At 62.9% G+C, this 20,911-nt stretch carries 25 protein-coding genes; 13 read left to right on the top strand and 12 right to left on the bottom strand.

Features of this window, described 5'->3' with window-relative positions:
• Positions 1 to 8: 8 nt before the first annotated feature.
• A complete protein-coding gene (locus tag AC1DVN_RS10705) occupies positions 9 to 185 on the bottom strand; it encodes a hypothetical protein (protein ID WP_003942133.1) in 177 nt (58 codons plus the stop codon).
• 236 nt (positions 186 to 421) lie between these two features.
• Between AC1DVN_RS10705 and AC1DVN_RS10710 the strand changes: the two genes are divergently transcribed.
• The 3 genes from AC1DVN_RS10710 to AC1DVN_RS10720 are packed head-to-tail and all read left to right on the top strand — an operon-like array spanning position 422 to position 2,307.
• Positions 422 to 1,018: a biotin transporter BioY gene (locus AC1DVN_RS10710; RefSeq protein ID WP_019748189.1), complete on the top strand. Its 597-nt coding sequence runs from the start codon at positions 422 to 424 to the stop codon at positions 1,016 to 1,018.
• Positions 1,019 to 1,024: 6 nt separating this feature from the next.
• Complete coding sequence (locus AC1DVN_RS10715) at positions 1,025 to 1,705, top strand: energy-coupling factor ABC transporter ATP-binding protein (protein ID WP_019748188.1); 681 nt, start codon at positions 1,025 to 1,027, stop codon at positions 1,703 to 1,705.
• Positions 1,702 to 2,307 carry an energy-coupling factor transporter transmembrane component T family protein gene (locus AC1DVN_RS10720; protein WP_019748187.1) on the top strand — a complete coding sequence of 202 codons (606 nt, stop codon included), beginning with the start codon at positions 1,702 to 1,704 and terminating at the stop codon, positions 2,305 to 2,307. Before AC1DVN_RS10715 ends, AC1DVN_RS10720 begins: the two co-directional genes overlap by 4 nt.
• A gap of 39 nt (positions 2,308 to 2,346) precedes the next feature.
• Here AC1DVN_RS10720 and pspM read toward each other — a convergent pair whose 3' ends face one another.
• The 5 genes from pspM to pgsA all read right to left on the bottom strand — a co-directional run bounded on the left by pspM (position 2,347) and on the right by pgsA (position 5,799).
• Positions 2,347 to 3,192 (bottom strand): phage shock envelope stress response protein PspM, encoded by an 846-nt coding sequence (gene pspM / locus AC1DVN_RS10725; RefSeq protein ID WP_477993786.1) that lies wholly within the window; start codon positions 3,190 to 3,192, stop codon positions 2,347 to 2,349.
• A gap of 31 nt (positions 3,193 to 3,223) precedes the next feature.
• Entirely contained in the window at positions 3,224 to 4,036 is an 813-nt protein-coding gene (gene pspA, locus AC1DVN_RS10730) for a phage shock protein PspA (protein ID WP_477993787.1), read from the bottom strand.
• 156 nt (positions 4,037 to 4,192) lie between these two features.
• Positions 4,193 to 4,573, bottom strand: a complete 381-nt coding sequence (locus AC1DVN_RS10735) for a helix-turn-helix domain-containing protein (protein ID WP_003942191.1) — start codon at positions 4,571 to 4,573, stop codon at positions 4,193 to 4,195.
• Between the two features lie 90 nt (positions 4,574 to 4,663).
• On the bottom strand, positions 4,664 to 5,161 hold the full coding sequence (locus AC1DVN_RS10740) for a CinA family protein (RefSeq protein ID WP_021333594.1): 498 nt from the start codon (positions 5,159 to 5,161) through the stop codon (positions 4,664 to 4,666).
• Complete coding sequence (gene pgsA / locus AC1DVN_RS10745; RefSeq protein ID WP_477993788.1) at positions 5,158 to 5,799, bottom strand: CDP-diacylglycerol--glycerol-3-phosphate 3-phosphatidyltransferase; 642 nt, start codon at positions 5,797 to 5,799, stop codon at positions 5,158 to 5,160. Before pgsA ends, AC1DVN_RS10740 begins: the two co-directional genes overlap by 4 nt.
• 120 nt (positions 5,800 to 5,919) lie before the next feature.
• On the opposite strand from pgsA, the gene AC1DVN_RS10750 reads away from it, so the two are divergent.
• Both AC1DVN_RS10750 and AC1DVN_RS10755 read left to right on the top strand, forming a co-directional pair.
• Positions 5,920 to 6,444 carry an amino-acid N-acetyltransferase gene (locus AC1DVN_RS10750; protein WP_019748183.1) on the top strand — a complete coding sequence of 175 codons (525 nt, stop codon included), beginning with the start codon at positions 5,920 to 5,922 and terminating at the stop codon, positions 6,442 to 6,444.
• 59 nt (positions 6,445 to 6,503) lie between these two features.
• A complete protein-coding gene (locus tag AC1DVN_RS10755; protein WP_019748182.1) occupies positions 6,504 to 6,788 on the top strand; it encodes a YciI family protein in 285 nt (94 codons plus the stop codon).
• 10 nt (positions 6,789 to 6,798) lie between these two features.
• On the opposite strand, the gene AC1DVN_RS10760 is transcribed toward AC1DVN_RS10755, so the two are convergent.
• From AC1DVN_RS10760 to thyX, 6 genes are all read right to left on the bottom strand, one after another.
• Positions 6,799 to 7,779 (bottom strand): TerC family protein, encoded by a 981-nt coding sequence (locus AC1DVN_RS10760; protein ID WP_019748181.1) that lies wholly within the window; start codon positions 7,777 to 7,779, stop codon positions 6,799 to 6,801.
• A 45-nt stretch (positions 7,780 to 7,824) separates the two neighbouring features.
• Positions 7,825 to 10,596, bottom strand: coding sequence for a DNA translocase FtsK (locus AC1DVN_RS10765; protein ID WP_019748180.1), 2,772 nt, complete (start codon positions 10,594 to 10,596; stop codon positions 7,825 to 7,827).
• A gap of 124 nt (positions 10,597 to 10,720) precedes the next feature.
• Positions 10,721 to 11,344, bottom strand: coding sequence for a TIGR03085 family metal-binding protein (locus tag AC1DVN_RS10770; RefSeq protein ID WP_172933549.1), 624 nt, complete (start codon positions 11,342 to 11,344; stop codon positions 10,721 to 10,723).
• Positions 11,345 to 11,403: 59 nt separating this feature from the next.
• On the bottom strand, positions 11,404 to 13,413 hold the full coding sequence (locus AC1DVN_RS10775; RefSeq protein ID WP_019748179.1) for a ribonuclease J: 2,010 nt from the start codon (positions 13,411 to 13,413) through the stop codon (positions 11,404 to 11,406).
• Complete coding sequence (gene dapA, locus AC1DVN_RS10780; protein WP_003942142.1) at positions 13,414 to 14,319, bottom strand: 4-hydroxy-tetrahydrodipicolinate synthase; 906 nt, start codon at positions 14,317 to 14,319, stop codon at positions 13,414 to 13,416. It lies immediately after the preceding gene.
• Between the two features lie 43 nt (positions 14,320 to 14,362).
• Positions 14,363 to 15,115 carry an FAD-dependent thymidylate synthase gene (gene thyX / locus AC1DVN_RS10785; protein WP_020907513.1) on the bottom strand — a complete coding sequence of 251 codons (753 nt, stop codon included), beginning with the start codon at positions 15,113 to 15,115 and terminating at the stop codon, positions 14,363 to 14,365.
• Between the two features lie 154 nt (positions 15,116 to 15,269).
• On the opposite strand from thyX, the gene AC1DVN_RS10790 reads away from it, so the two are divergent.
• The 8 genes from AC1DVN_RS10790 (at position 15,270) to nuoE (ending at position 20,911) form a co-directional block, all read left to right on the top strand.
• Entirely contained in the window at positions 15,270 to 15,749 is a 480-nt protein-coding gene (locus tag AC1DVN_RS10790; RefSeq protein WP_019748177.1) for a toxin-antitoxin system HicB family antitoxin, read from the top strand.
• Positions 15,750 to 15,835: 86 nt separating this feature from the next.
• Positions 15,836 to 16,270, top strand: a complete 435-nt coding sequence (locus AC1DVN_RS10795) for an SRPBCC family protein (RefSeq protein ID WP_020907512.1) — start codon at positions 15,836 to 15,838, stop codon at positions 16,268 to 16,270.
• 180 nt (positions 16,271 to 16,450) lie between these two features.
• The gene (locus AC1DVN_RS10800) at positions 16,451 to 16,843 is read left to right on the top strand and encodes an Rv3143 family two-component system response regulator (protein ID WP_044480360.1); all 393 of its coding nucleotides are present in this window, start codon (positions 16,451 to 16,453) and stop codon (positions 16,841 to 16,843) included.
• A 262-nt stretch (positions 16,844 to 17,105) separates the two neighbouring features.
• Positions 17,106 to 17,465 carry an NADH-quinone oxidoreductase subunit A gene (locus AC1DVN_RS10805; protein WP_003942165.1) on the top strand — a complete coding sequence of 120 codons (360 nt, stop codon included), beginning with the start codon at positions 17,106 to 17,108 and terminating at the stop codon, positions 17,463 to 17,465.
• Positions 17,466 to 17,545: 80 nt separating this feature from the next.
• Positions 17,546 to 18,100 (top strand): NuoB/complex I 20 kDa subunit family protein, encoded by a 555-nt coding sequence (locus AC1DVN_RS10810; protein WP_003942234.1) that lies wholly within the window; start codon positions 17,546 to 17,548, stop codon positions 18,098 to 18,100.
• Positions 18,097 to 18,759 carry an NADH-quinone oxidoreductase subunit C gene (locus AC1DVN_RS10815; protein WP_019748174.1) on the top strand — a complete coding sequence of 221 codons (663 nt, stop codon included), beginning with the start codon at positions 18,097 to 18,099 and terminating at the stop codon, positions 18,757 to 18,759. The genes AC1DVN_RS10810 and AC1DVN_RS10815 overlap by 4 nt, the downstream gene beginning before the upstream one ends.
• Positions 18,759 to 20,090, top strand: coding sequence for an NADH dehydrogenase (quinone) subunit D (gene nuoD / locus AC1DVN_RS10820; protein ID WP_019748173.1), 1,332 nt, complete (start codon positions 18,759 to 18,761; stop codon positions 20,088 to 20,090). The genes AC1DVN_RS10815 and nuoD overlap by 1 nt, the downstream gene beginning before the upstream one ends.
• On the top strand, positions 20,087 to 20,911 hold the full coding sequence (gene nuoE / locus AC1DVN_RS10825; protein ID WP_172933548.1) for an NADH-quinone oxidoreductase subunit NuoE: 825 nt from the start codon (positions 20,087 to 20,089) through the stop codon (positions 20,909 to 20,911). Before nuoD ends, nuoE begins: the two co-directional genes overlap by 4 nt.

Below are 20,911 nucleotides of genomic sequence, written 5' to 3' on the forward strand. Positions count from 1 at the left end.
CTTGCCCGTCAGAACCGCGAAGCGGGCGAATTGTCGTCACTTCCCGACATCGCCTTCACCAGGAAATAGATTCCGAAGCCGACGGCGCCGACCACCAGAACCCAGAAAAGGCCCTTGATCAGGGCACCGACCACCGCGAGTGCGACCCACACCAGTACGACGGCCAAAACGATCTTCCAAAACATGCTTACCTCCAACGTGCCGTTGAATATCAGTCGAATCGGACAGGTGCTGCGTCGTCCGTAGAACCAGCCTGACAGGTCTGGCGTGACAAAGCAGCAGCTCAGCGGCAAGTTCAGGTAAAGATCAGGGTTCACCCCGAGACCGGCCCTCACGCAGGTCAGGTGTCCAACCCATCGGAGCTTGCTCCTGGCGTAAACTCGCGAAGTTCGATCCCGTATGCCGAAGGAGCACGTCCGCAGTGTCTACGACCCGTTTCCCCGCTCGCGATCTCGCGCATGTAGCCGTCTTCGCCGCACTCATCATCGCGCTGGGCCTACCCGGGTCGATCAACATCGGCATTTCCGGCGTGCCGATCACACTTCAGTCCATGGGCGTCATGATGGCCGGCGCTCTACTCGGACCGCGCAAGGGTGTTCTCGCCGTCCTGACGGTCATTGCCCTGGGATTGGTCGGTCTACCGGTCCTTGCCGGCGGTCGCACCGCACTCGTGTCTCTCTCGAGCCCGACAGCCGGATTCCTCATCGGTTGGATCCCGACGGCGTTTGTCATCGGATGGCTGACTGCCAAGATGCTGCCCAAGTACCGGATCATCGCGGGCATCGGCATCAACCTTCTCGGCGGCGTGGTCATTCTCTACGCGTTCGGCATCGTCGGAATGATGGTCCGCGGACACATGAGCTTCGTTGCCGCATGGTCGGCCAACGCCGCCTTCATTCCTCTCGACGCCGCAAAAGCGGTCGTCACCGCGTTGGTCGCGTCCCAGGTTCATCGGGCATACCCAGCACTGCTGCGCGACTCGGTGATCTCGTCGAACAAGACCGTGGTGGCGAATTAATCTCCGATGAGTGAGATCGTCTTCGAGAACGTCGGACACAGCTTCGGTGAACGAACGGTCCTGCAGCAGATAAATCTGCGACTGAGCGAGCAGCGAATCGGAATCGTGGGTGCGAACGGAAGCGGCAAGTCGACCCTCGCTCGCATGATCAACGGACTGGTCGTTCCAACGGAAGGACACGTCCACGTCAACGGCTTGGACACGGCGAAGAAGGGCCGCGACGTACGCAAGCAGGTCGGATTCGTCTTCACCGATCCCAACCACCAGATCGTGATGCCGACGGTTGCCGAGGACATCGAATTCTCGCTCCGCCGTAGCGGATTGGGCAAAGCCGAGCGTGCCGCAAAGGTGGCCTCGGTGCTCGAACGCTACGGCCTCGCCGGGCACGCCGACCATCCCACCCACCAGCTTTCGGGCGGGCAGAAACAGCTCCTCGCGCTCGCGGCCATCATGGTGACGGAACCGAACGTACTGGTCGCCGACGAACCCACTACGCTCCTCGACCTTCGCAACTCTCGGCTGATCAGCTCGGTATTCGAGTCACTCGATCAGCAACTGATCGTCGTGACCCACCAACTCGATCTCCTCGAATCCTTCGAACGGGTGTTGGTCGTCGACCAAGGCCGCGTCGTCGCTGACGGCTCCCCCGCCGACTCCATCGATCACTACCGGTCGTTGGTCTCGTGACCACTCTCGGCGTCTACCGACCGGGCTGCTCACTCCTGCACCGGATGCCGACGGGGATCAAGCTCTTCGCCTTGGTCGTGGCCATTCTCGCCGTCTCGATCTTCGTGCGTGAGCCGTGGCAACTGGCAGCTCCCACGATCGTCGTTGTGGCCCTGTACGCGATTGCGCGCATTCCTCCGATGACTGCAATCCGGCAGCTGCGTCCGGCGCTGTGGATGTTGCTCTTCATCGGGGCGTTCCAGCTGGTAGTCGCGGGATGGCAGCGAGCGGCCGTCGTTTGCGGGGTTCTGATCATTTCGATCGCCTTCGCGGCGATCATGGGTCTGACCACACGGATCTCCGAGATGCTCGACGCGATCACCAGATTTCTGACACCCTTGCGACGCTTCGGCGTCAATCCCGAACGGATTGCTTTGCTCCTCGCAATGACGATCCGGTGTATCCCGCTGATGTTCGAGGTCATCACACAGGTGTCCGAGGCACGCAAGGCGCGAGGGCTCGGATTCTCGCTGCGATCCTTCGCAGTGCCGGTCATCGTCGGCACCCTGATGACCGCGGACGCAATGGGTGAAGCATTGGCGGCCCGCGGCGCCGACGACTGAGATTTCGAACAGTGTGCATCGATCAGGCGCGAGAGCCGATCAGTTGTACTTGCGGGTGATGTCGTCCACCTCGCCGATGGCGTCGGCAAGCGCCGAGAGTCGCTCGGCGGCCGCGTGCAGCGCCGAGAGTTCTCGGTTGAACCCCACCAGCGCCGACGGGCTGTGAGGCGCTGTCAGAGCAGCTGCAGAGGTCACCAGATCCTCGTACTGATCCAGCCCCGACTGCAACTCACGGACTGCGCCGTCGATGGTGGGATCAAGAGGTTCGGTTACCTTCGGCGTCGCGGCCACGGCGCGTTCCATCGCGACGACATCCGAAGACACCGCGAACATCGCTCTCAGTGCCGAATCGGCGGTAACAGTGATTTCGTCCAACTCACCGGGGTCGATGGTGTCGGCGCGTCTGAGCACACTCAAGATCTCGAACAGCGAAGTCTCGGCGCCGATGAGGCGCGACATCGGGATGAACGCACGAGACGACGACGGTGGCAACCGCCGGCGAATCGGCGCGGACGGCGGTGGGCCGGAACTCATCGAACGGTAGCGGCCGACCGCGATCACGGCGGGAACCGCGAACAGTGCCGCTCCCCCGCCTGCCACGACCACCGACCACTCGGGAGCCGACGCGACGGCGAGGCCGGCCGTGCCGACCACGGATCCTCCGGACATGAAACCCCAACGCTGAGCGCGTCGGCACGCACGGGCACGCTTGCGCTCGAACTTGGCCCGCGGGTCCTGCCACCGCCGAGCGGCATCCGCCGCCGAAAGCCCGACCTCGCGCAATGTATCCGCGGTGCGTCCCAAGGCTCCGAAAGCGCCGGATACGGAAACGGGAACGGCCGACCGGGGCTCACGCCCAGATCGACCGTCTCGTGAAGAAAACATCAGAGCATCACTGCCGACATCGAGGATTCGGCTACAGCCCGGTCTGACCGGCAGCCGGGGGCTGCTTCTCGACGGACGGAGTCGCGGGAGTGGCTGCTGCGCCGCCGGACGGCAGCGCCTCGCCCTTCATGGATGCACGAATCTGCTCGAGGCGACTGTGCCCTGCCATCTGGACCGAGGCCTGCTGGACCTCCATCATGCGGCCCTGAACGGAGTTCTGGGCGAGCTCGGCCGAGCCGAGTGCGTCAGCGTAGCGACGTTCGATCTTGTCGCGCACAGCATCGAGGCTGGGTGTGTTGCCCGGAGCCGACAGCGTGCTGTCCATGGAACGAAGGGACTCGCTCACGCGCTCCTGCATCTTGGCCTGCTCGAGCTGGCTGAGCAGCTTGGTGCGCTCGGCAACCTTTGCCTGCAGAGTCATCGCGTTCTGCTCGACGGCCTTCTTGGCCTGAGCGGCTGCCTGCAAGGACTGGTCGTGCAGTGCCTTCAGATCCTCGACGCCCTGCTCGGCCGTCACCAACTGGGCCGCAAAAGCTTCTGCAGCGTTGGTGTACTGAATCGCCTTGTCGTTGTCGCCGGCAGCAGCGGCCTGATCGGCGAGGTTGACTGCCTGGCGCGCGTTGGCGTTGAGCTTTTCGACCTCGTCGAGTTGACGGCTGAGCTTCATCTCGAGTTGACGCTGATTACCGATCACCGACGCAGCCTGCTGGGACAACGCCTGATGCTGGCGCTGTGCGTCCTCGATCGCCTGCTGAATCTGAACCTTTGGATCTGCCTTCTCATCGATCTTCGAATTGAAGAGCGCCATCAGGTACTTCCAGCCCTTGACGAAAGGATTAGCCATTGGTTTGATCCTGCCTCCATCTGATGCGCCGCGCCGAACGCGACCCGGAGCGCGACCGTCGCGCACCGAAACAAGGGCTGCGCCCTATCTGCTCTGACCCCACCTGCTGGAAACCGGCGGTTACGTACAAAATCTATCGGTTACGGCCGGTAGTGGCTACGCCGCCGCCAACCTTCGAGCGTTCGGTGCCGGAATCACGACGCGGGTGTCGCGTGCGATAGTCGGCGAACCGGAAGCCGAGACAGAGCCGGAAGCCGACACGGCAGGTTCGGCAACCTGCCGACCAGCTACCGGAGCGCTCTTCTTCGTGGCCAGGGTCTCGCTCACGTCGACCAGCACGTCGGACAGTGGGACTGCGAGCGCATCACAGATCGCCGCCAACAATTCGCTCGATGCTTCCTTACGTCCACGTTCCACTTCGGACAGATAGCCCAAGCTCACACGCGCGCTGTTCGACACCTCACGTAGCGTGCGGCTCTGCGAAACGCGCGTACGCCGGAGACTGTCACCGATTGCCTCACGCAATAGCAGCGCCATCTCGCTCCTCCTTCATCCGTGACCTCATCGTGCATGGTCGTACGTCTTCACAATCGTCAACGTCCGAACACATCCGATTGGTTCCCGAGCCTATCGTGCCGCACGCTCTACGACACGATCACGCAACCGCGACACGGCAGTCGCGACCGCGGTTGTCCGAATCTCCCACCGTTCGCCGCCGAGCGCGAGCGGTTCGCATTCGGTTCCGTCAGGGCCGGCGATACCGAGAAACACTGTTCCGACCGGGTGTCCGTCCTGCTCACTCGGACCGGCGACTCCGGTCAGACCGATACCCCAGTCCGCACCGCACTTCGTCCGGGCACCGAGCGCCAATGCCACCGCCGTGCTCTCGGACACGGGGCCGTCCGTTGCCAGGCGGCTTGGATCCACACCAGCCAGCGTTGCTTTCAGGTCGGTCGCGTACACGACCAGGCCCCCGCGCAGCACCGCGCTCGACCCCGGCACCGACGCGACTGCAGCCGTGAACAACCCTGCTGTCAGAGATTCGGCGGCGGCGACAGTCTGCTTCGCGGCGCCGAGGGCCTCGACAAGTTCGACCACTCCGAGTCCGAGCAGCGGGTCGGTCATGACTCGACTGCGCGAACTCCGGCGCGAAGCCTGATCGCCTGCACGATGTATTCGATTCCCGTCGCCACCGTCAGCACGACGGCAGCGGCCATCAGCAGCCCGCTGACGATGTCCCAACTGCTCGGCAGCGGGCAGAGGTAGAACCCGATTGCAACGGCCTGCACGAGGGTCTTGAGCTTGCCGCCCTTGCCCGCCGGGATGACCGCGTGCCGCAGAACCGCGAACCGCAGCAGCGTGATTCCGAGTTCCCTGGCGATGATCACTCCGGTCACCCACCACGACAGATCACCGAGAACCGAGAGCCCGATCAGCGCGGCTCCGATCAGCGCCTTGTCCGCGATCGGGTCCATGAGTTTCCCGAAATCGGTGACCAGACCGTACTTCCGAGCCAATTGGCCGTCGATCCGATCCGTGATCGCGGCGACGATGAACACGCCCATCGCCCCGAGACGCCACCACGTCGAGTGTCCGCCGTCGACGAACAGAACAACGAGAAACACCGGAACGAGAACCATTCGGATCATCGTGAGAATGTTCGCGATGTTCAGCAACGGAACCGGGTTGTCCGCGACAGGTGTGCCGTCGGACGGGCCGACGGCGGCGCGATGGGCGGCGGTCTGATCACGCGGGGTACTCATCGGATCACCGCACAGGCGGTGAGCCGAACCCGGGATACAGCCGAGCGGCGCGGGAATTGCGTGGGGCGGACAGGCACGCGACTTAGAATATCGGTAGGGCCATTGACTAATGTGCACCACATGACTTCGACCGCGCCGACCTATACCGAGAGCCAGTTGATCGTGCGTCGCGCGCGAACGTCGGACATCCCCGAAATCAAGCGTCTGATCGACATCTACGCCGGCAAGATCCTCCTCGAGAAGAATCTCGTGACGCTGTACGAGGCAGTCCAGGAGTTCTGGGTCGCCGAGCGGGGCGACCAGGTAATCGCTTGCGGCGCACTGCATGTGCTGTGGGCGGACCTGGGTGAGATCCGCACCGTAGCAGTCGATCCGACTGCGAAAGGGCAGGGCGCAGGTTTCCACGTCGTCGACAAACTCATCGAGGTCGCCAAGGAATTGGAGTTGGAACGGTTGTTCGTTTTGACGTTCGAGACCGAGTTCTTCCACCGTCACGGATTCGCGGAGATCGACGGCACTCCCGTCACCGCCGAGGTCTATGCCGAAATGTGTCGGTCCTACGACGCCGGCGTCGCCGAGTTCCTCGATCTGAGCTATGTGAAACCCAACACACTCGGCAATACTCGCATGCTCCTGACTCTCTGAACCGTTCAGACTCTTCAAACACACCTGTCTCGATCACCAGCCTCCGAAAGCGGTTCACGATGTCGTTGTTCCTCGTCGAATACACCTACGCACCCGAGAAGACCCCTCAGCGCGACGAAGTCCGCAGCGATCACCGCGCCTGGCTCGCGGATCTGGTTTCCCGCTCGATCGTTCTGTCATCTGGCCCGTTTGCAGATGGAAACGGCGCGCTGATCATCGTCGACGCCGCTGACGCCGACACCGTTTCACTCCTCTTCACCCACGACCCGTTCGCGATCGCCGATTTGATCGAGAAGGTCCGGATCACCGAGTGGGTTCCGGTGTTGGGTCAGTTCAGCGCCTGAGAGCGTCGGCCTACTCCCCGGCCCGGTCGCGAGTCTTCAACAGGCTCGCGACCGTCGTCACCGCCAATACTCCGATGATCACTCCGAGTGAGAGTGCCGTAGAGATTTCCGGCACGGAGACGTGTTCACCTCCGTTGACGAACGAGAGGGTGTTCTCGTGCAACGCGTGAAGTACCAGTTTCACACCGATGAACGCCAAGATTATCGAGAGCCCGTACGAGAGATAGACCAGCCGTTCGAGCAACCCACCGATCAGGAAGTACAGCTGCCGTAGGCCCATCAGCGCGAAGGCGTTGGCGGTGAAGACCAGATACGGTTCCTGGGTCAGACCGTAGATCGCCGGAATCGAATCGAGCGCGAAGAGCACGTCGGCAAAGCCGATTGCGATGAGCGCCAACAACAACGGAGTCACGACGCGCTTGCCGTCGATCCGGGTGATCAACTTGTCGCCGTCGTATTCCTCGGTAGTCGGCAGCACCCGTTTCACGAGCGAGATGATGCGACTGTCGCGCTTCTCCTCGGCTTCCTTCTCATGCCCGTGATCGCGGATCAGGGTGTACGCGGTGTAGATCAGGAACGCACCGAAGAGGTAGAACACCCAACTGTATGCGTTGATGGCGGCGGCACCGACACCGATGAAGATTCCGCGCATCACCAACGCGAGGACGATGCCGATCAGCAATACCTTCTGCTGGAACTCTCGTGGTACCGCGAAGGTCGACATAATGATCACGAAGACGAACAGATTGTCGACCGAGAGCGCCTTTTCCGTGACATAGCCGGCGAAGTACTCACCACCGTACGTGGTGCCCCAGATCCACATCACGACGAGGCCGAAGACGATGGCGATCGAGATGTAGACCGTCGACCAGAATGCGGACTCCCGGAAGGTCGGCGCATGCGGCGTGCGGACGTGGGCGAAGAAGTCGAAGACGAACAGGCCGAGGATCACCACGATCGTGATTCCCCAAGCCAACGGCGTCACATGCACGGGTTCCTCCGGTCGTCTGTCGACGGCTTGTCCGCCGAGGTGTCCCTACTCGTCTGCGGGTGCCTCATCCGGGTCGCCGCCGCGAATCGACCACAGCAGACCGTCGAGTTCCTCAGGCTTCATGAGTACCTCGCGGGCCTTCGAGCCCTCGCTGGGTCCGACGACGCCACGATTTTCCATGAGGTCCATCAGTCGGCCGGCCTTGGCGAACCCGACTCGCAGCTTGCGCTGAAGCATCGACGTTGAACCGAACTGGCTGGTGATCACCAATTCCACGGCCTGCAAGAGGACATCCATGTCGTCGCCGATGTCGGGGTCGACGTCCTTCTTCTCCCCGGCCTTCTGCGCGGTGACACCTTCGGTGTACTCGGGCTCCGCCTGGTTCTTCGCGAAGTCGACGACCGCCGAGATTTCTTCGTCGGTGATGAACGCGCCCTGCATACGGGTCGGCTTACCCGCACCCATGGGCAGGAAGAGGCCGTCACCCATACCGATGAGCTTCTCGGCGCCTGGCTGATCGAGGATGACTCGCGAGTCCGTCAGTGAAGACGTCGCGAACGCCAGACGAGACGGCACGTTGGTCTTGATCAAGCCGGTGACGACGTCGACGGACGGGCGCTGCGTTGCCAGCACCAGGTGGATACCGGCAGCACGGGCTTTCTGCGTGATGCGGACAATCGCTTCTTCGACGTCGCGGGGAGCGGTCATCATGAGGTCGGCCAGCTCGTCCACAATTGCCAGGATGTACGGGTACGGACGGTAGACGCGCTCGCTGCCCAGCGGGGCGGTGATTTCGCCGGACTTGACCTTGGAGTTGAAGTCGTCGATATGACGCACCCGGTTGGCCTGCATGTCCTGGTAACGCTGTTCCATCTCCTCGACCAACCAGGCCAGCGCTGCCGCGGCCTTCTTCGGCTGAGTGATGATCGGCGTGATCAGGTGCGGGATACCTTCGTACGGCGTGAGCTCGACCATCTTGGGGTCGATGAGGATCATCCGTACTTCTTCCGGCGTTGCTCGGGTGAGCAACGAGACGAGCATCGAGTTCACGAAGCTCGACTTACCCGAGCCGGTCGAACCTGCCACCAGGAGGTGGGGCATCTTCGCGAGGTTGGCACTGACGAAGTCACCTTCGATGTCCTTGCCCAGACCGATCACCAGCGGATGGTGATCGCGTCGGGTGCTCGGCGCGTTCAGCACGTCGGCGAGGCGAACCATTTCGCGGTCGGAGTTCGGTACCTCGATGCCCACCGCGGACTTACCCGGAATGGGGGCCAGGAGGCGGACGTTGTCGGTAGCCACTGCATAGGCGATGTTGCGGGCGAGCGCGGTGATCTTCTCGACCTTGACGCCTGGACCGAGTTCGACCTCGTACCGCGTCACTGTCGGGCCTCGGGTGAATCCGGTAACGGCGGCGTCGATCTTGAACTGTTCGAGGACCTCGCTGATCGCTTCGATCATCGCGTCGTTCGCAGAACTGCGGAGCTTGGGCGGGTCCCCTTCGATCAGCAACGTCGTCGGAGGGAGGTTGTAGTCGCCGTCGGTGACCCGATCGGTGACGAAGTGTTCCTTCTCCTCCGGCTCCGGTTCGGGTTTCGGCACAGGCTTGGCGATAGGGACGGAACGGGCCGGCACCTTGGGGCGCGGCGCCGGAGTCTCCACGACGGGCGCGGCAGCAGCCACGACGGGCTCGTCGGGTACTGCGGTGTCGTCGGCGTTCCACAGACCGAGTACTTCGGTCTTCTTGTCGCCGGATTCGAACTCGTCCGTCGGGTAGTTGTCGATCGGTGCGCGTCGGCTGGTCCGCTTGGCGGGCTTGAGCGGTGGCTCGGCGTAGGTGTCGACCGGGTAGCCGTCGGCGTCGAACAGTGAAGGATCGTAAGCAGATTCGCCGTAGTGGTGCTCGCCGTCCTCGTCGAATTCGGATCCGTAGTCGCCGTATTCGTCCGAGCGATACGAGGCACCGAAGAAGGACTGGAACTTGCTCGGCACCTCACGCAGCGTGGTTCCGGTCAGAAGGAGGATTCCGAATCCGGCGGCGATGACCAGCAGCGGCGCAGACAGCCAGACGGTGAGCCCGTTGGTGAGCGGGCCGCCCACGACGTACCCGACGAACCCTGCTCCGTTGGAGCGACCGGTGGAGTCTGTCGGTGAACCCGAGATGATGTGCCAGAGGCCGAGCGCCGGCAGACCGACCAGCAACGATCCCATGATCAGTCGGGGGCGGATCTCAGGTTTCGGTTCTGTGCGCATCAACAGGATCGCGAGGCCGACGCCGACGATGGGGAGCACGGCCGAGGCCGCGCCGAAGATAGCGCGCACAAGGGTGTCGATGCCGCCGCCGATCGGACCACCGGCCTTGAACCAGACGCCGCCGGCGATGACGACGCTGAATGCGATCAGGCCGAGCGCTATTCCGTCGCGGCGGTGGCCGGCTTCGATCTCGCCGACCTTACTGACGGTGCGTGTGGTGGCGCCGACGCCGCGGGCAGCCAGGGACCACCCGGCTCCGATTCCCTTGCCGACAGCCGCCAACGGGCTGGCCCGCTGAGACGTTTTCGATACCGGGCGGCGCGCGGCCGACGACGTACCGGAGGCCTTCTTGGGCGCTGGCTTGGAGCCTTTGCCCGAGGCCGGGCGCCCACCAGCCCTGGCCGAAGTCGTGACGTTCCGAGGAGTCGACACGGTCCGTGTGGTGCGCGAGGTGCGAGGTTTTGCGGTCGTGCGCGCACTCGGAGTGGAGGCTGACGACCTGGTCGATGCCCTGGACGTGGACGTGCTTGTACTGGATCCCCGGGCGCTCGACTTACCTGCCATGGAGTTCAGGCTAGTCTGTGCGACCCCATCTGGACCATCCGCAACACCAGCAACACTGGTCGCGAGTGCGAAACGTGATCTTCGCAACCCGTCGTTCGAGCGCCACTCAGGTTGAAAAAGGCAATCAGAAACTGCGATCGAGCGACATCACGGATTGGACGTCGGCCAGTTCACCTTTGGCTTCGATCTTCACTTCGTTGCGACCGAATGCGTGCAGCAGCAACTCGGCGGGTTCGCCCTGCAAGACAACACTGCGAGTGCCGGATTTATGGACGACCGCACTCTCGCCGGAGGGAAGTTCGAAAATTACCTCGACAGCGGCCTTGCGGTAGCCCATCTTGCCGATCTGGCGTGCGTACTTCCACAGTTGAGCCTGCCGACCCTCCGACAACGGACGCGGCGCCCAGTTCAGATGTGCGCGGCGTACGTCTTCGTGGTGAACGAACATCTCGGTGGTGTTGACCTGCGCGTCGAGCCAGTACATCGGCGACCATCGCGGCGGCCCGCTCCGAACGTCGTCGAGGATCTCCTCCCACGGACGCGCTGCTGCGGCCTTTCGAACGCTCTCGGTGTGACCGGCAAGAGGGCTCAACATGATTCCGGGAGCGGCGTCGAGACGCCGCTCCCGGACAATCAGATGTGCTGCCAGGTCACGATTGGTCCACTCCCCACACAGTGTCGGAGCATCGGGGCCGAACTCGACCATGCTGTCCACCAGGGCGAGTCGTTCGTCATGAGCGAAGGTCACCTTCGCCAAAGTACTCGAACCGGACCGGGTTCGAGCGGAAGCGACCTGCTGTGCCGAATCTACGGAACCGCGATGACCGTCGGAATGATCATCGGACGGCGGCGGTACTTGTCCGCGACCCAGCGTCCGACGACGCGGCGCACGGACTGCGCGATGCGATGAGCGTCGATGACGCCTTCGCTCGCCAACCGGGCCAGGTCCGATTCCACGAGATCCGCGGCGGCCTTGAGTGCCGTCGGATCGTCGGAGAAGCCACGACCGGACACCTCGGGAGTGCTGACTGCACGTCCTGTCGACTCGTTGATGACGATGGTGATGGCGATGAAGCCGCCTTCGCCGAGTACGAGGCGATCGGAGAGCGTCGGCTCGCCGACGTCGCCGACTGAAAGACCGTCGACGTAGACGTGTCCGACCGGTACGCGTCCGACGATCTCGGCGAGGCCATCGACCATATCGACCACGACGCCGTCCTCAGCCAGCACGATGCGCTCTTCCGGAACGCCGGTGGCCTTGGCAAGGGCGGCGTTGGCACGCAGGTGCCGCCATTCACCGTGGACGGGCATGGCGTTGGTGGGCCGAACCGCGTTGTACAGGTAGAGCAACTCACCGGCGGACGCGTGGCCCGAGACGTGAACCTTGGCGCTCTGCTGCGTCACGACGGTGGCACCGCGCTTGGCCAAGCCGTTGACCACGGCAAAAACGGAGTTCTCGTTACCCGGAATCAGCGAGGATGCGAGAACGACCAGGTCGTTGGCACGGATGTTGATCTGGCGGTGTTCGCCGCGTGCCATCCGCGAGAGCGCTGCCAACGGCTCACCCTGCGAACCCGTCGAAATGAGCACCAGGCGATCGTCGGGAAGGGTGGCGGCGGTGTCGATGTCGACGACCAGTCCGTCTGGCACCGTGAGGTAGCCGAGATCCTGGGCGATCTGCATGTTGCGGACCATCGAGCGGCCGACGAAGACGATGCGACGGTTGTACCGAGCGGCAACGTCGACGACCTGCTGGATGCGGTGCACGTGGCTGGCGAACGATGCCACGATGACGCGCTGCTTCGCCTTGCCGATGACGTTGTCGAGCACTCCCCCGATTTCACGCTCGGGCGTGACGAATCCCGGGACCTCGGCGTTGGTCGAGTCCACGAGGAACAGGTCGACACCCTCGTCGCCCAGGCGGGAGAAACCGGCGAGGTCGGTCAGGCGGCCGTCGAGAGGCAGCTGATCGAGCTTGATGTCACCGGTGTGCAGTACAACTCCGGCGTCGGTGCGAATCGCGATCGCGAGCGCGTCGGGAATCGAGTGGTTGACGGCGAAGTACTCGCAGTCGAACGGGCCGTGAGTGGTGGTGTTTCCTTCGACGACCTCGACGAGGTTCGGTCGCAGGCGATGCTCGCGGCACTTGGCGGCAACGAGGGCGAGAGTGAACTTCGCGCCGATGACCGGAATGTCCGCGCGCAGGCGCAGCAAGAACGGTAGAGCACCGATGTGGTCCTCGTGGCCGTGAGTCAAGATGACGGCTTCGACGTCGTCCATACGGTCTTCGATGTAGCGGAAGTCCGGGAGGATCAGGTCGACGCCGGGCTGCTGGTCTTCGGGGAACAGCACACCGCAGTCGACGATCAGCAACTTGCCGCGGTGCTCGAACACCGTCATGTTGCGACCGATTTCGCCGATGCCGCCGAGAGCAACGATGCGCAGACCTGATGCCGGCGCCTTCGGGGGTGTTCCGAGGCGACCTGTGGGATCGACGGCCGGACGGTTCTCGGGGCGCTTGTTTCCGCGCCCGTTGCCCGCCTTCGACGCTGCCGGACGGTTGCCGCCGGCAGATTTGCGTGGCGACCTGTCTTCGGTCGATTTCTTGGGTGCAGCAGATTTAGTGGCTGCGGACTTGGTCGCTGCAGATTTGGCTGCTGCGGCCTTCTTGGGCGGGGCGGCTGCGGCGGGGGCCGCTTCTGCCGCCGGCGCAGCTGGTGCCTCTACCGGTGCGGCCTTCGCGGCCGTTTCGGGAGCCGGAGGCGAAGGCGGACCGGCTTGACGACTGGCACTACGACGTCGGGGGGGACGGGTCATTTACAAAACTCCTGCCGCATGCAGATCGGCGGCAAGACCGTCGATCTGCTCTTTAGTGGGTGCAACCTGCGGAAGGCGTGGTTCTCCGACATCGATTCCGATGAGTCGCAGACCCGCCTTCGAAGCGCTGACACCGCCGAGGCGGGCAACGGAACGAATCACAGGGATCAAACTGAGGTTTATTTCGCGTGCGCGGGCGATGTCGCCGGACACGAACGCGGTGTGGAGGTCGCGGAGGCGACCCGGAACGAGATGGCCGATGACGCTGACGAAGCCGGTAGCACCGACAGCGAGCCACGGCAGGTTCAGCGGGTCGTCACCGGAGAAGAACTGAAGCTCGGTGGTGCCGATCAACTCTGCGCCGGCGTTGAGGTCACCCTTGGCATCCTTGACGGCCTTGATCCGCGGGTGCTCGGCGAGTCGGCGGATCGTTTCGGTCTCGATGGGGACGACGGAGCGGGGCGGAATGTCGTACAACATGACGGGCAGGTCGGTCGCGTTGGCGACGGCGGTGAAGTGTGCAAAGAGTCCGGCCTGGGGCGGACGCGAGTAGTACGGGGTGACGACGAGCAGACCGTGCGCTCCGGCGCGAGCCGCGTCACGGGCGAGTTCGACACTGTGGGCGGTGTCGTTGCTCCCGGCGCCTGCAACGATCTTCGCGCGGTTGCCGACGGCGTCGATCACTGCGCGGAGCAGGTCGAGCTTCTCGGACTCGGTGGTGGTGGGAGACTCACCGGTCGTGCCGGCAAGAACGAGGCCGTCGCAGCCGTTGTCGACGAGATGGGCTGCGAGGCGCACTCCCGCGTCGACGTCCAACTTCCCGTCGGCAGTGAACGGGGTCACCATCGCAACGGAAATGGTGCCGAACGGACGCTCGACAAGAGAAGCGGAATCACCGTAGGTCATGGTCAGAAGGTTACCCGGTTCAGCTCTTACTTCTGCACACGAGTCACGACTCGGCCGCAAATGCACTGACGGCGATTTCCGATCCGTCGCTTCCGCGGAGAATCTCGTAGTCCCCGAACACATTTGGGGCGACGTCACGAAGCTGACGTAGGCACTCGATCGCGACTCGCCGGATCTCGACGTCGGCATGTTCGGTGGCGCGCATCTCGACGAAGTGCCGCCAGGCCCGATAGTTCCCGGTCACGACCAAGCGCGTCTCGGTTGCGTTGGGCAGCACCGAGCGCGCAGCTTGCCTGGCTTGCTTCCCACGCATCGGGGCACCGGGCACTGATTGCAATTTCCCCTCGAGGGCGGTCAGCAGTTCGCCGTAAGCGCGACGGCTCTCGTCGGTGGCAGACAGAAACAGTGCTTCGAGCTCAGGATCACCTTCGACCGCGGGAGGCACGACAACGTTCGCATCATTCTCGCGAACGAATCGCTGCGAGAGTTGCGAGTACGAGAAGTGCCGGTGACGAATCAATTCGTGAGTGCACGAGCGCGAGATACCAGTGATGTAGAAGCTCACCGTCGCGTGCTCTAGCACCGAAACGTGTCCGACCTCGAGCAGATGTCTGAGGTAGCCGGCGTTGGTTGCGGTTCGCGGATTCGGCTTGGACCAACTCTGGTAGCAAGCTCGGCCGGAGAATTCGACGAGTGCTTCGCCGCCATCCGCGTCCGTCTCCCACGGAATGTCCTCGGGCGGGAAGAACTCGGACTTCGCCACCAACTGCACTTTCAGCGACACCGTGTTCGGCACAACCCACTCCTCGACAAGCACGAAACGACCAGCACGAAACCCGGGCGCCGTTCGCCTCAGGTGCTGGGCAACTCTATAGCGGTCGACCACCCCCGAGATCGAGTGACGTCATCACATCCTTGACTGACGTCACTTTTGACGCCACTCTGGTGTCATGGACATTTCGGAGTACACCGCGAAGCTGCAGAATGACCTCGTCACCGCAGCCGAACTCGGCGACGATCACACACGCCGGATTGCGGCGTCGTTGTCCGCCGCCATCGAACCCTCGGTCCGCCTGGTCTTGTTGGCCGCGGCGACGGAGTTGGCCAAGGAGATCGGGACCAAACTCGACGGCCGCGAGGTCAGGGTCAATCTCGACGGCAACGAGATCGTGACCGACGTCGTCCGCCCGACGAATTCGACCGGCGGCGAGGGCGGAAACGAGAAGGCAGACGACGAGAAGAAGGACTCCACTTACTCGTTCGACGACGTCAGCGGCGATATCAGCCGAGTGACGTTGAGGATGATGGAGCAGATCAAAGCCCGCGCCGAGGAGGCAGCCAATCAGAACGGAGTCTCCCTCAACTCGTGGGTTTCACAAGCCGTTCAGGGCGCATTGCGGGACCAGATGCGCAAGAACGGCATGGACTAGTTCGACGCCACCCTGATCGCCGATGATCTAATTGCGCAACTGCAGTAATCACGAACCGTTGCCGCAAGGCGAGAAGGAGCACGTTCATGGCCGTTTCGGGCGTCAAGGAATTCGAGATCAAGGCTGATCCGGAAACGGTGATGAAGGCCGTAGCTGCAGTCGATCGGCTGCCGGAGTGGTCGTCTGCGCACAAGAAGATCACCATCGAGAGCACTCACGACGACGGTCGACCCCATCGCGTTCGCATGGCCGTGTCCATTCTGGGAATCAACGACGAGCAGGTAGTCGACTACACCTTCGAGGGCGACGACAAGGTGACCTGGACCCTCGTCGAGAGCGGCCAGCAGAACCAGCAGGACGGCTCGTACGTCTTGACTCCCACCGACGGTGGAACCAAGGTCACCTTCGAACTGACCATCGATCCCAAGATCCCGCTGCCGGGCTTCCTGGTGAAGAAGGCGCAGAAGACGGCCCTGGAAACAGCAAGCAAGGGCCTGACGAAGTTCGTCGAAAACTTCTGAGCGCACACGCAATTCAGGCGGCCCTTACTTCGGCGTTCATCGCCGGGTAGGGGCCGTTTGCCGTGAAGCCCAGCTGCGATTTCTCGGAAGTTCTTGCCGATGTTGAACATTCGCCGGTAGCCGGGGACCGCCCAGAGTAACGTCGGCCGCGTGTCCGCCGAGACCGCAGAGCCCAACTCCATGGCACCCGTGCGCATCCTCGTCTACAGCGACGACGCACACACCCGCGAGCAGGTTCGGCTCGCTCTCGGAGAGCGCCCACATCCTTCGATGCCCACCATCGATTACGTCGAGGTCGCGACGGCGCCGATCGTCGTCGACAAGCTCGATGCCGGCGGAATCGATCTCGCCATCCTCGACGGCGAGGCGAGTCCGGCGGGCGGCATGGGCGTCGCGAAACAACTCAAGGACGAGATCGTCGACTGTCCACCGATCCTCGTACTGACCGGTCGACCCGACGATGCGTGGCTGGCGTCGTGGTCGCGAGCGGAAGCCTCAGTGCCGCAGCCGATAGATCCGATGGAACTCTCTTCCACCGTCATCGCGCTTCTGCGTCGGCAACTGAGCCGGTGAGCACCCGTTGCAGCGGTGATTCGTTGCGGCGCCGACTACTTCGGACTTTCGAGAGCGAAACTCGGCACCTCGAAAATCAACCCAATGTCGGAGGCCTCCCCTAGTGTGGGTGTCGCAGGTCACATAAGTGTCGAATTGCTGGCAGTATCGAAATTGAACGGCACCTTCGGGTTAACGGCACCTTCGGGTTAACGGCACCTTCGGGTTAACGGCACCTTCGGGCTAGGCGGACATCCGCACAGCGGAGAGGAGTTCGGGTGAGATGAACGCTTACATCCCCATTCTCGTTCTCGGGGTCATCGCGATGGCCTTCGCTGTGGTGTCGGTTGTTCTCGCGTCCGTGGTGGGCCCGAAGCGGTACAACAGGGCGAAACTCGAAGCCTACGAATGCGGAATCGAACCGGCACCCCGTACCGCTGGTGGCGGACGGTTTCCCGTCAAGTTCTATCTGACGGCAATGCTGTTCATCATCTTCGACATCGAGATCGTTTTCCTCTATCCGTGGGCGGTGCATTTCGATTCGCTCGGCTTGTTCGGCCTCGCGGCGATGGGCCTTTTCATAGTCAACGTCTCGGTGGCATACGCATACGAATGGCGGCGAGGCGGTCTCGGTTGGGACTAGCTCAGCGAACACAGGAACAGCACACACGAGTCAGACAAAACCGGTCACACCGCAGCTGTTACGACTGAAAAGAGTCGGATATGGGTCTCGAAGAAAAGCTCCCCAGCGGATTTCTACTGACCACGGTCGAGGGCCTGGCAGGTTATGCCCGCAAAGGATCACTGTGGCCTGCCACCTTCGGGCTCGCGTGTTGCGCCATCGAGATGATGGCAACCACGTCGGGTCGCTTCGACCTGGCGCGGTTCGGTATGGAGGCATTCCGCGCGTCGCCGCGACAGGCAGACCTTCTGATCGTGGCCGGGCGGGTCAGTCAAAAGATGGGCCCGGTACTTCGTCAGGTCTACGACCAGATGGCCGAGCCGAAATGGGTTCTGGCCATGGGTGTATGCGCGTCGTCCGGCGGAATGTTCAACAACTACGCAGTGGTTCAGGGCGTCGACCACATCGTGCCGGTCGACATCTACTTGCCCGGCTGTCCGCCGCGGCCGGAGATGCTCCTGAACGCGATCATCGAACTGCACCGAAAGATCCAGGAAATGCCCCTCGGCGTGAACCGCGAAGAGGCACGCGCGGCAGCCGAGCGCGCCGCACTGGCATCCACCCCCACCATCGACATGAAGGGGCTGCTGCGATGACCTCGGGTAACACCGGCGCGAGAGGGATGTTCGGGGTCCGCGGCACTGGCGACACCTCGGGCTACAGCAGGCTTGCCCCTCCGATCTCTCTAGAGGACAAGGCTTCTCGACCCTTCGGCGGTTATTTCGATGCAGTCGCGGATTCGTTGGACGCGGCATTGAGCAGCGCGGGTGGCACTTTCACCGCTGCAGTCGAGCGTGTGGTGATCTTTCGAGACGAGATGACGCTGCACGTCGAACGCTCCCACTTGCCGCAGGTTGCGCGAAGACTGCGCGACGAACCGGACCTTCGCTTCGAGCTCTGCCTGGGTGTCGACGGAGTGCACTACCCGCAGGACACCGGTCGTGAACTGCACGCCGTGTATCCACTTGCCTCGATTACGCACAACCGCCGAATCAGGCTGGAAGTATCTGTGCCGGATTCCGATCCGCATATTCCGTCGATTGTCGGGATCTACCCGACCAATGACTGGCATGAACGCGAGACGTACGACTTCTTCGGGATCGTCTTCGACGGTCATCCGGCGCTGACCCGCATCGAGATGCCCGACGACTGGAAAGGCCACCCCCAGCGGAAGGACTATCCGCTCGGCGGTATCCCGGTCGAGTACAAGGGCGCCCAGACTCCGCCTCCCGACGAGCGTAGGTCGTACAACTGATGAACGAGACGACAGGAAGCAACTCCGGTGCCACGACGGAAACCGTCGTCACGGCATCGGGTCAGGACTGGGACGACATCGTCACCGCGGCCGCCCGCCAGCGAACCGGCGAGGCGGAACGGATCGTGGTCAACATGGGCCCACAGCATCCGTCCACTCACGGGGTCTTGCGCCTCATTCTCGAGATCGAGGGTGAGACGGTCGTGGAAGCTCGATGTGGAATCGGGTACCTGCACACCGGAATCGAGAAGAATCTCGAATTCCGGAACTGGACGCAGGGTGTCACTTTCGTTACTCGAATGGACTACCTGTCACCGTTCTTCAACGAAACCGCGTACTGCCTCGGAGTCGAGAAACTTCTCGACATCACCGACGACATTCCCGAGCGAGCCACCGTCATTCGCGTGATGATGATGGAACTCAATCGGATCTCCTCACATCTCGTGGCCCTGGCGACCGGCGGAATGGAACTCGGCGCCGTAACGGCGATGCTGTTCGGATTCCGCGAACGCGAATTGATTCTGGACGTGTTCGAGACGATCACCGGACTGCGGATGAATCACGCCTACATCAGGCCTGGTGGTCTCGCTCAGGATCTACCCGACGGGTCGGTCGCGAAGGTTCGGGAATTGTTGAAGGTCCTACCGAAACGGTTACGTGACGTCGAACTGATGCTCAGCGACAACTCCATCTGGAAAGCACGTACCCAGGGAATCGGATATCTCGATCTCACCGGCTGTATGGCGCTCGGGGTGACGGGGCCGGTCCTTCGCGCCACAGGTCTCCCCCACGATCAGCGTCGAGCGCAGCCGTACTGCGGCTACGAGAACTACGAGTTCGACGTAGTGACACACGACGGATCCGATTGCTACGGAAGGTACGTCATCCGCGTCGAGGAGATGAAGGAGTCCCTCAAGATCGTGGAGCAGTGCCTCGACAAGCTACAACCGGGCCCGGTCATGGTGGACGACAAGAAGATCGCCTGGCCTGCCGATCTCGCTGTGGGACCGGATGGCCTCGGCAACTCGCAGAAGCACATCGCCAAGATCATGGAGTCCTCCATGGAAGGTCTGATTCACCATTTCAAACTGGTCACCGAGGGTATCCGCGTGCCGCCAGGTCAGGTGTACGTCGCCGTCGAGTCTCCGCGTGGCGAACTGGGGGTGCACATGGTCAGCGACGGGGGAACCCGGCCGTACCGCGTCCATTTCCGGGACCCGTCGTTCACCAACCTTCAGGCAGTAGCCGCGATGTGTGAGGGAGGCATGGTGTCCGACGTGATCGCTTCGGTTGCCAGTATCGATCCCGTCATGGGCGGAGTGGACCGATGACCGGCCCGAACAGCTCGTCACGCGTGTTCATCGAACTCGGGCCGCGCCGGGAGGAGCCCACGCAATTGGTACGCCCTGGCGCACGATCGAGCTATCCACCCGACGTACTCGCCCGACTCGACGCCGACGCCGAAACCGTCATCGCTCGCTACCGTGAGCCTGACGCCGCCGCGACCACCAGTCGATCCGCCCTCTTGCCGCTCCTTCATCTCGTGCAATCCGAGGACGGGTACATCACCCCGGCCGGGATCGATTTCTGCAGTGCCAAGCTGGGTTTGACGGGCGCCGAGGTCGCCGCAGTTTCCACCTTCTACTCCATGTATCGCCGGGGGCCGACGGGTGAGTATCTGGTCGGAGTCTGCACCAACACGCTGTGCGCGATCATGGGCGGCGACGACATCCTCGCGGCACTCGAAGAGCACCTGGGCTCGACAGGCTCCAGAGATGAAGGTGGACACTCCATCTCGACGTCCGACGGTAAGATCACCCTCGAACACATCGAGTGCAATGCGGCGTGCGACTACGCCCCCGTCATGATGATCAACTGGGAGTTCTTCGACAATCAGACCCCGGAATCGGCGCGCTCACTCGTCGATGCGCTCCGCGCCGGAGAGCGCGTGACACCCGATCGCGGTGCCACGCTGTGCTCGTTCCGGCAGACTGCGCGCACTCTGGCTGGTTTTCCGGATACGCGAATCGAGGCAGCCGAAGCACAGACCGTCGGCGATGCAACTCTTGCCGGACTACGTATCAGCCGATCTCTCGACGACAATCCACCCGGCTCGGCTTCCGCGGCCGACGCTCCCGGCGAAGGGAAGTGA

The sequence above is a fragment of the Rhodococcus sp. P4_E4 genome (assembly GCF_056401575.1).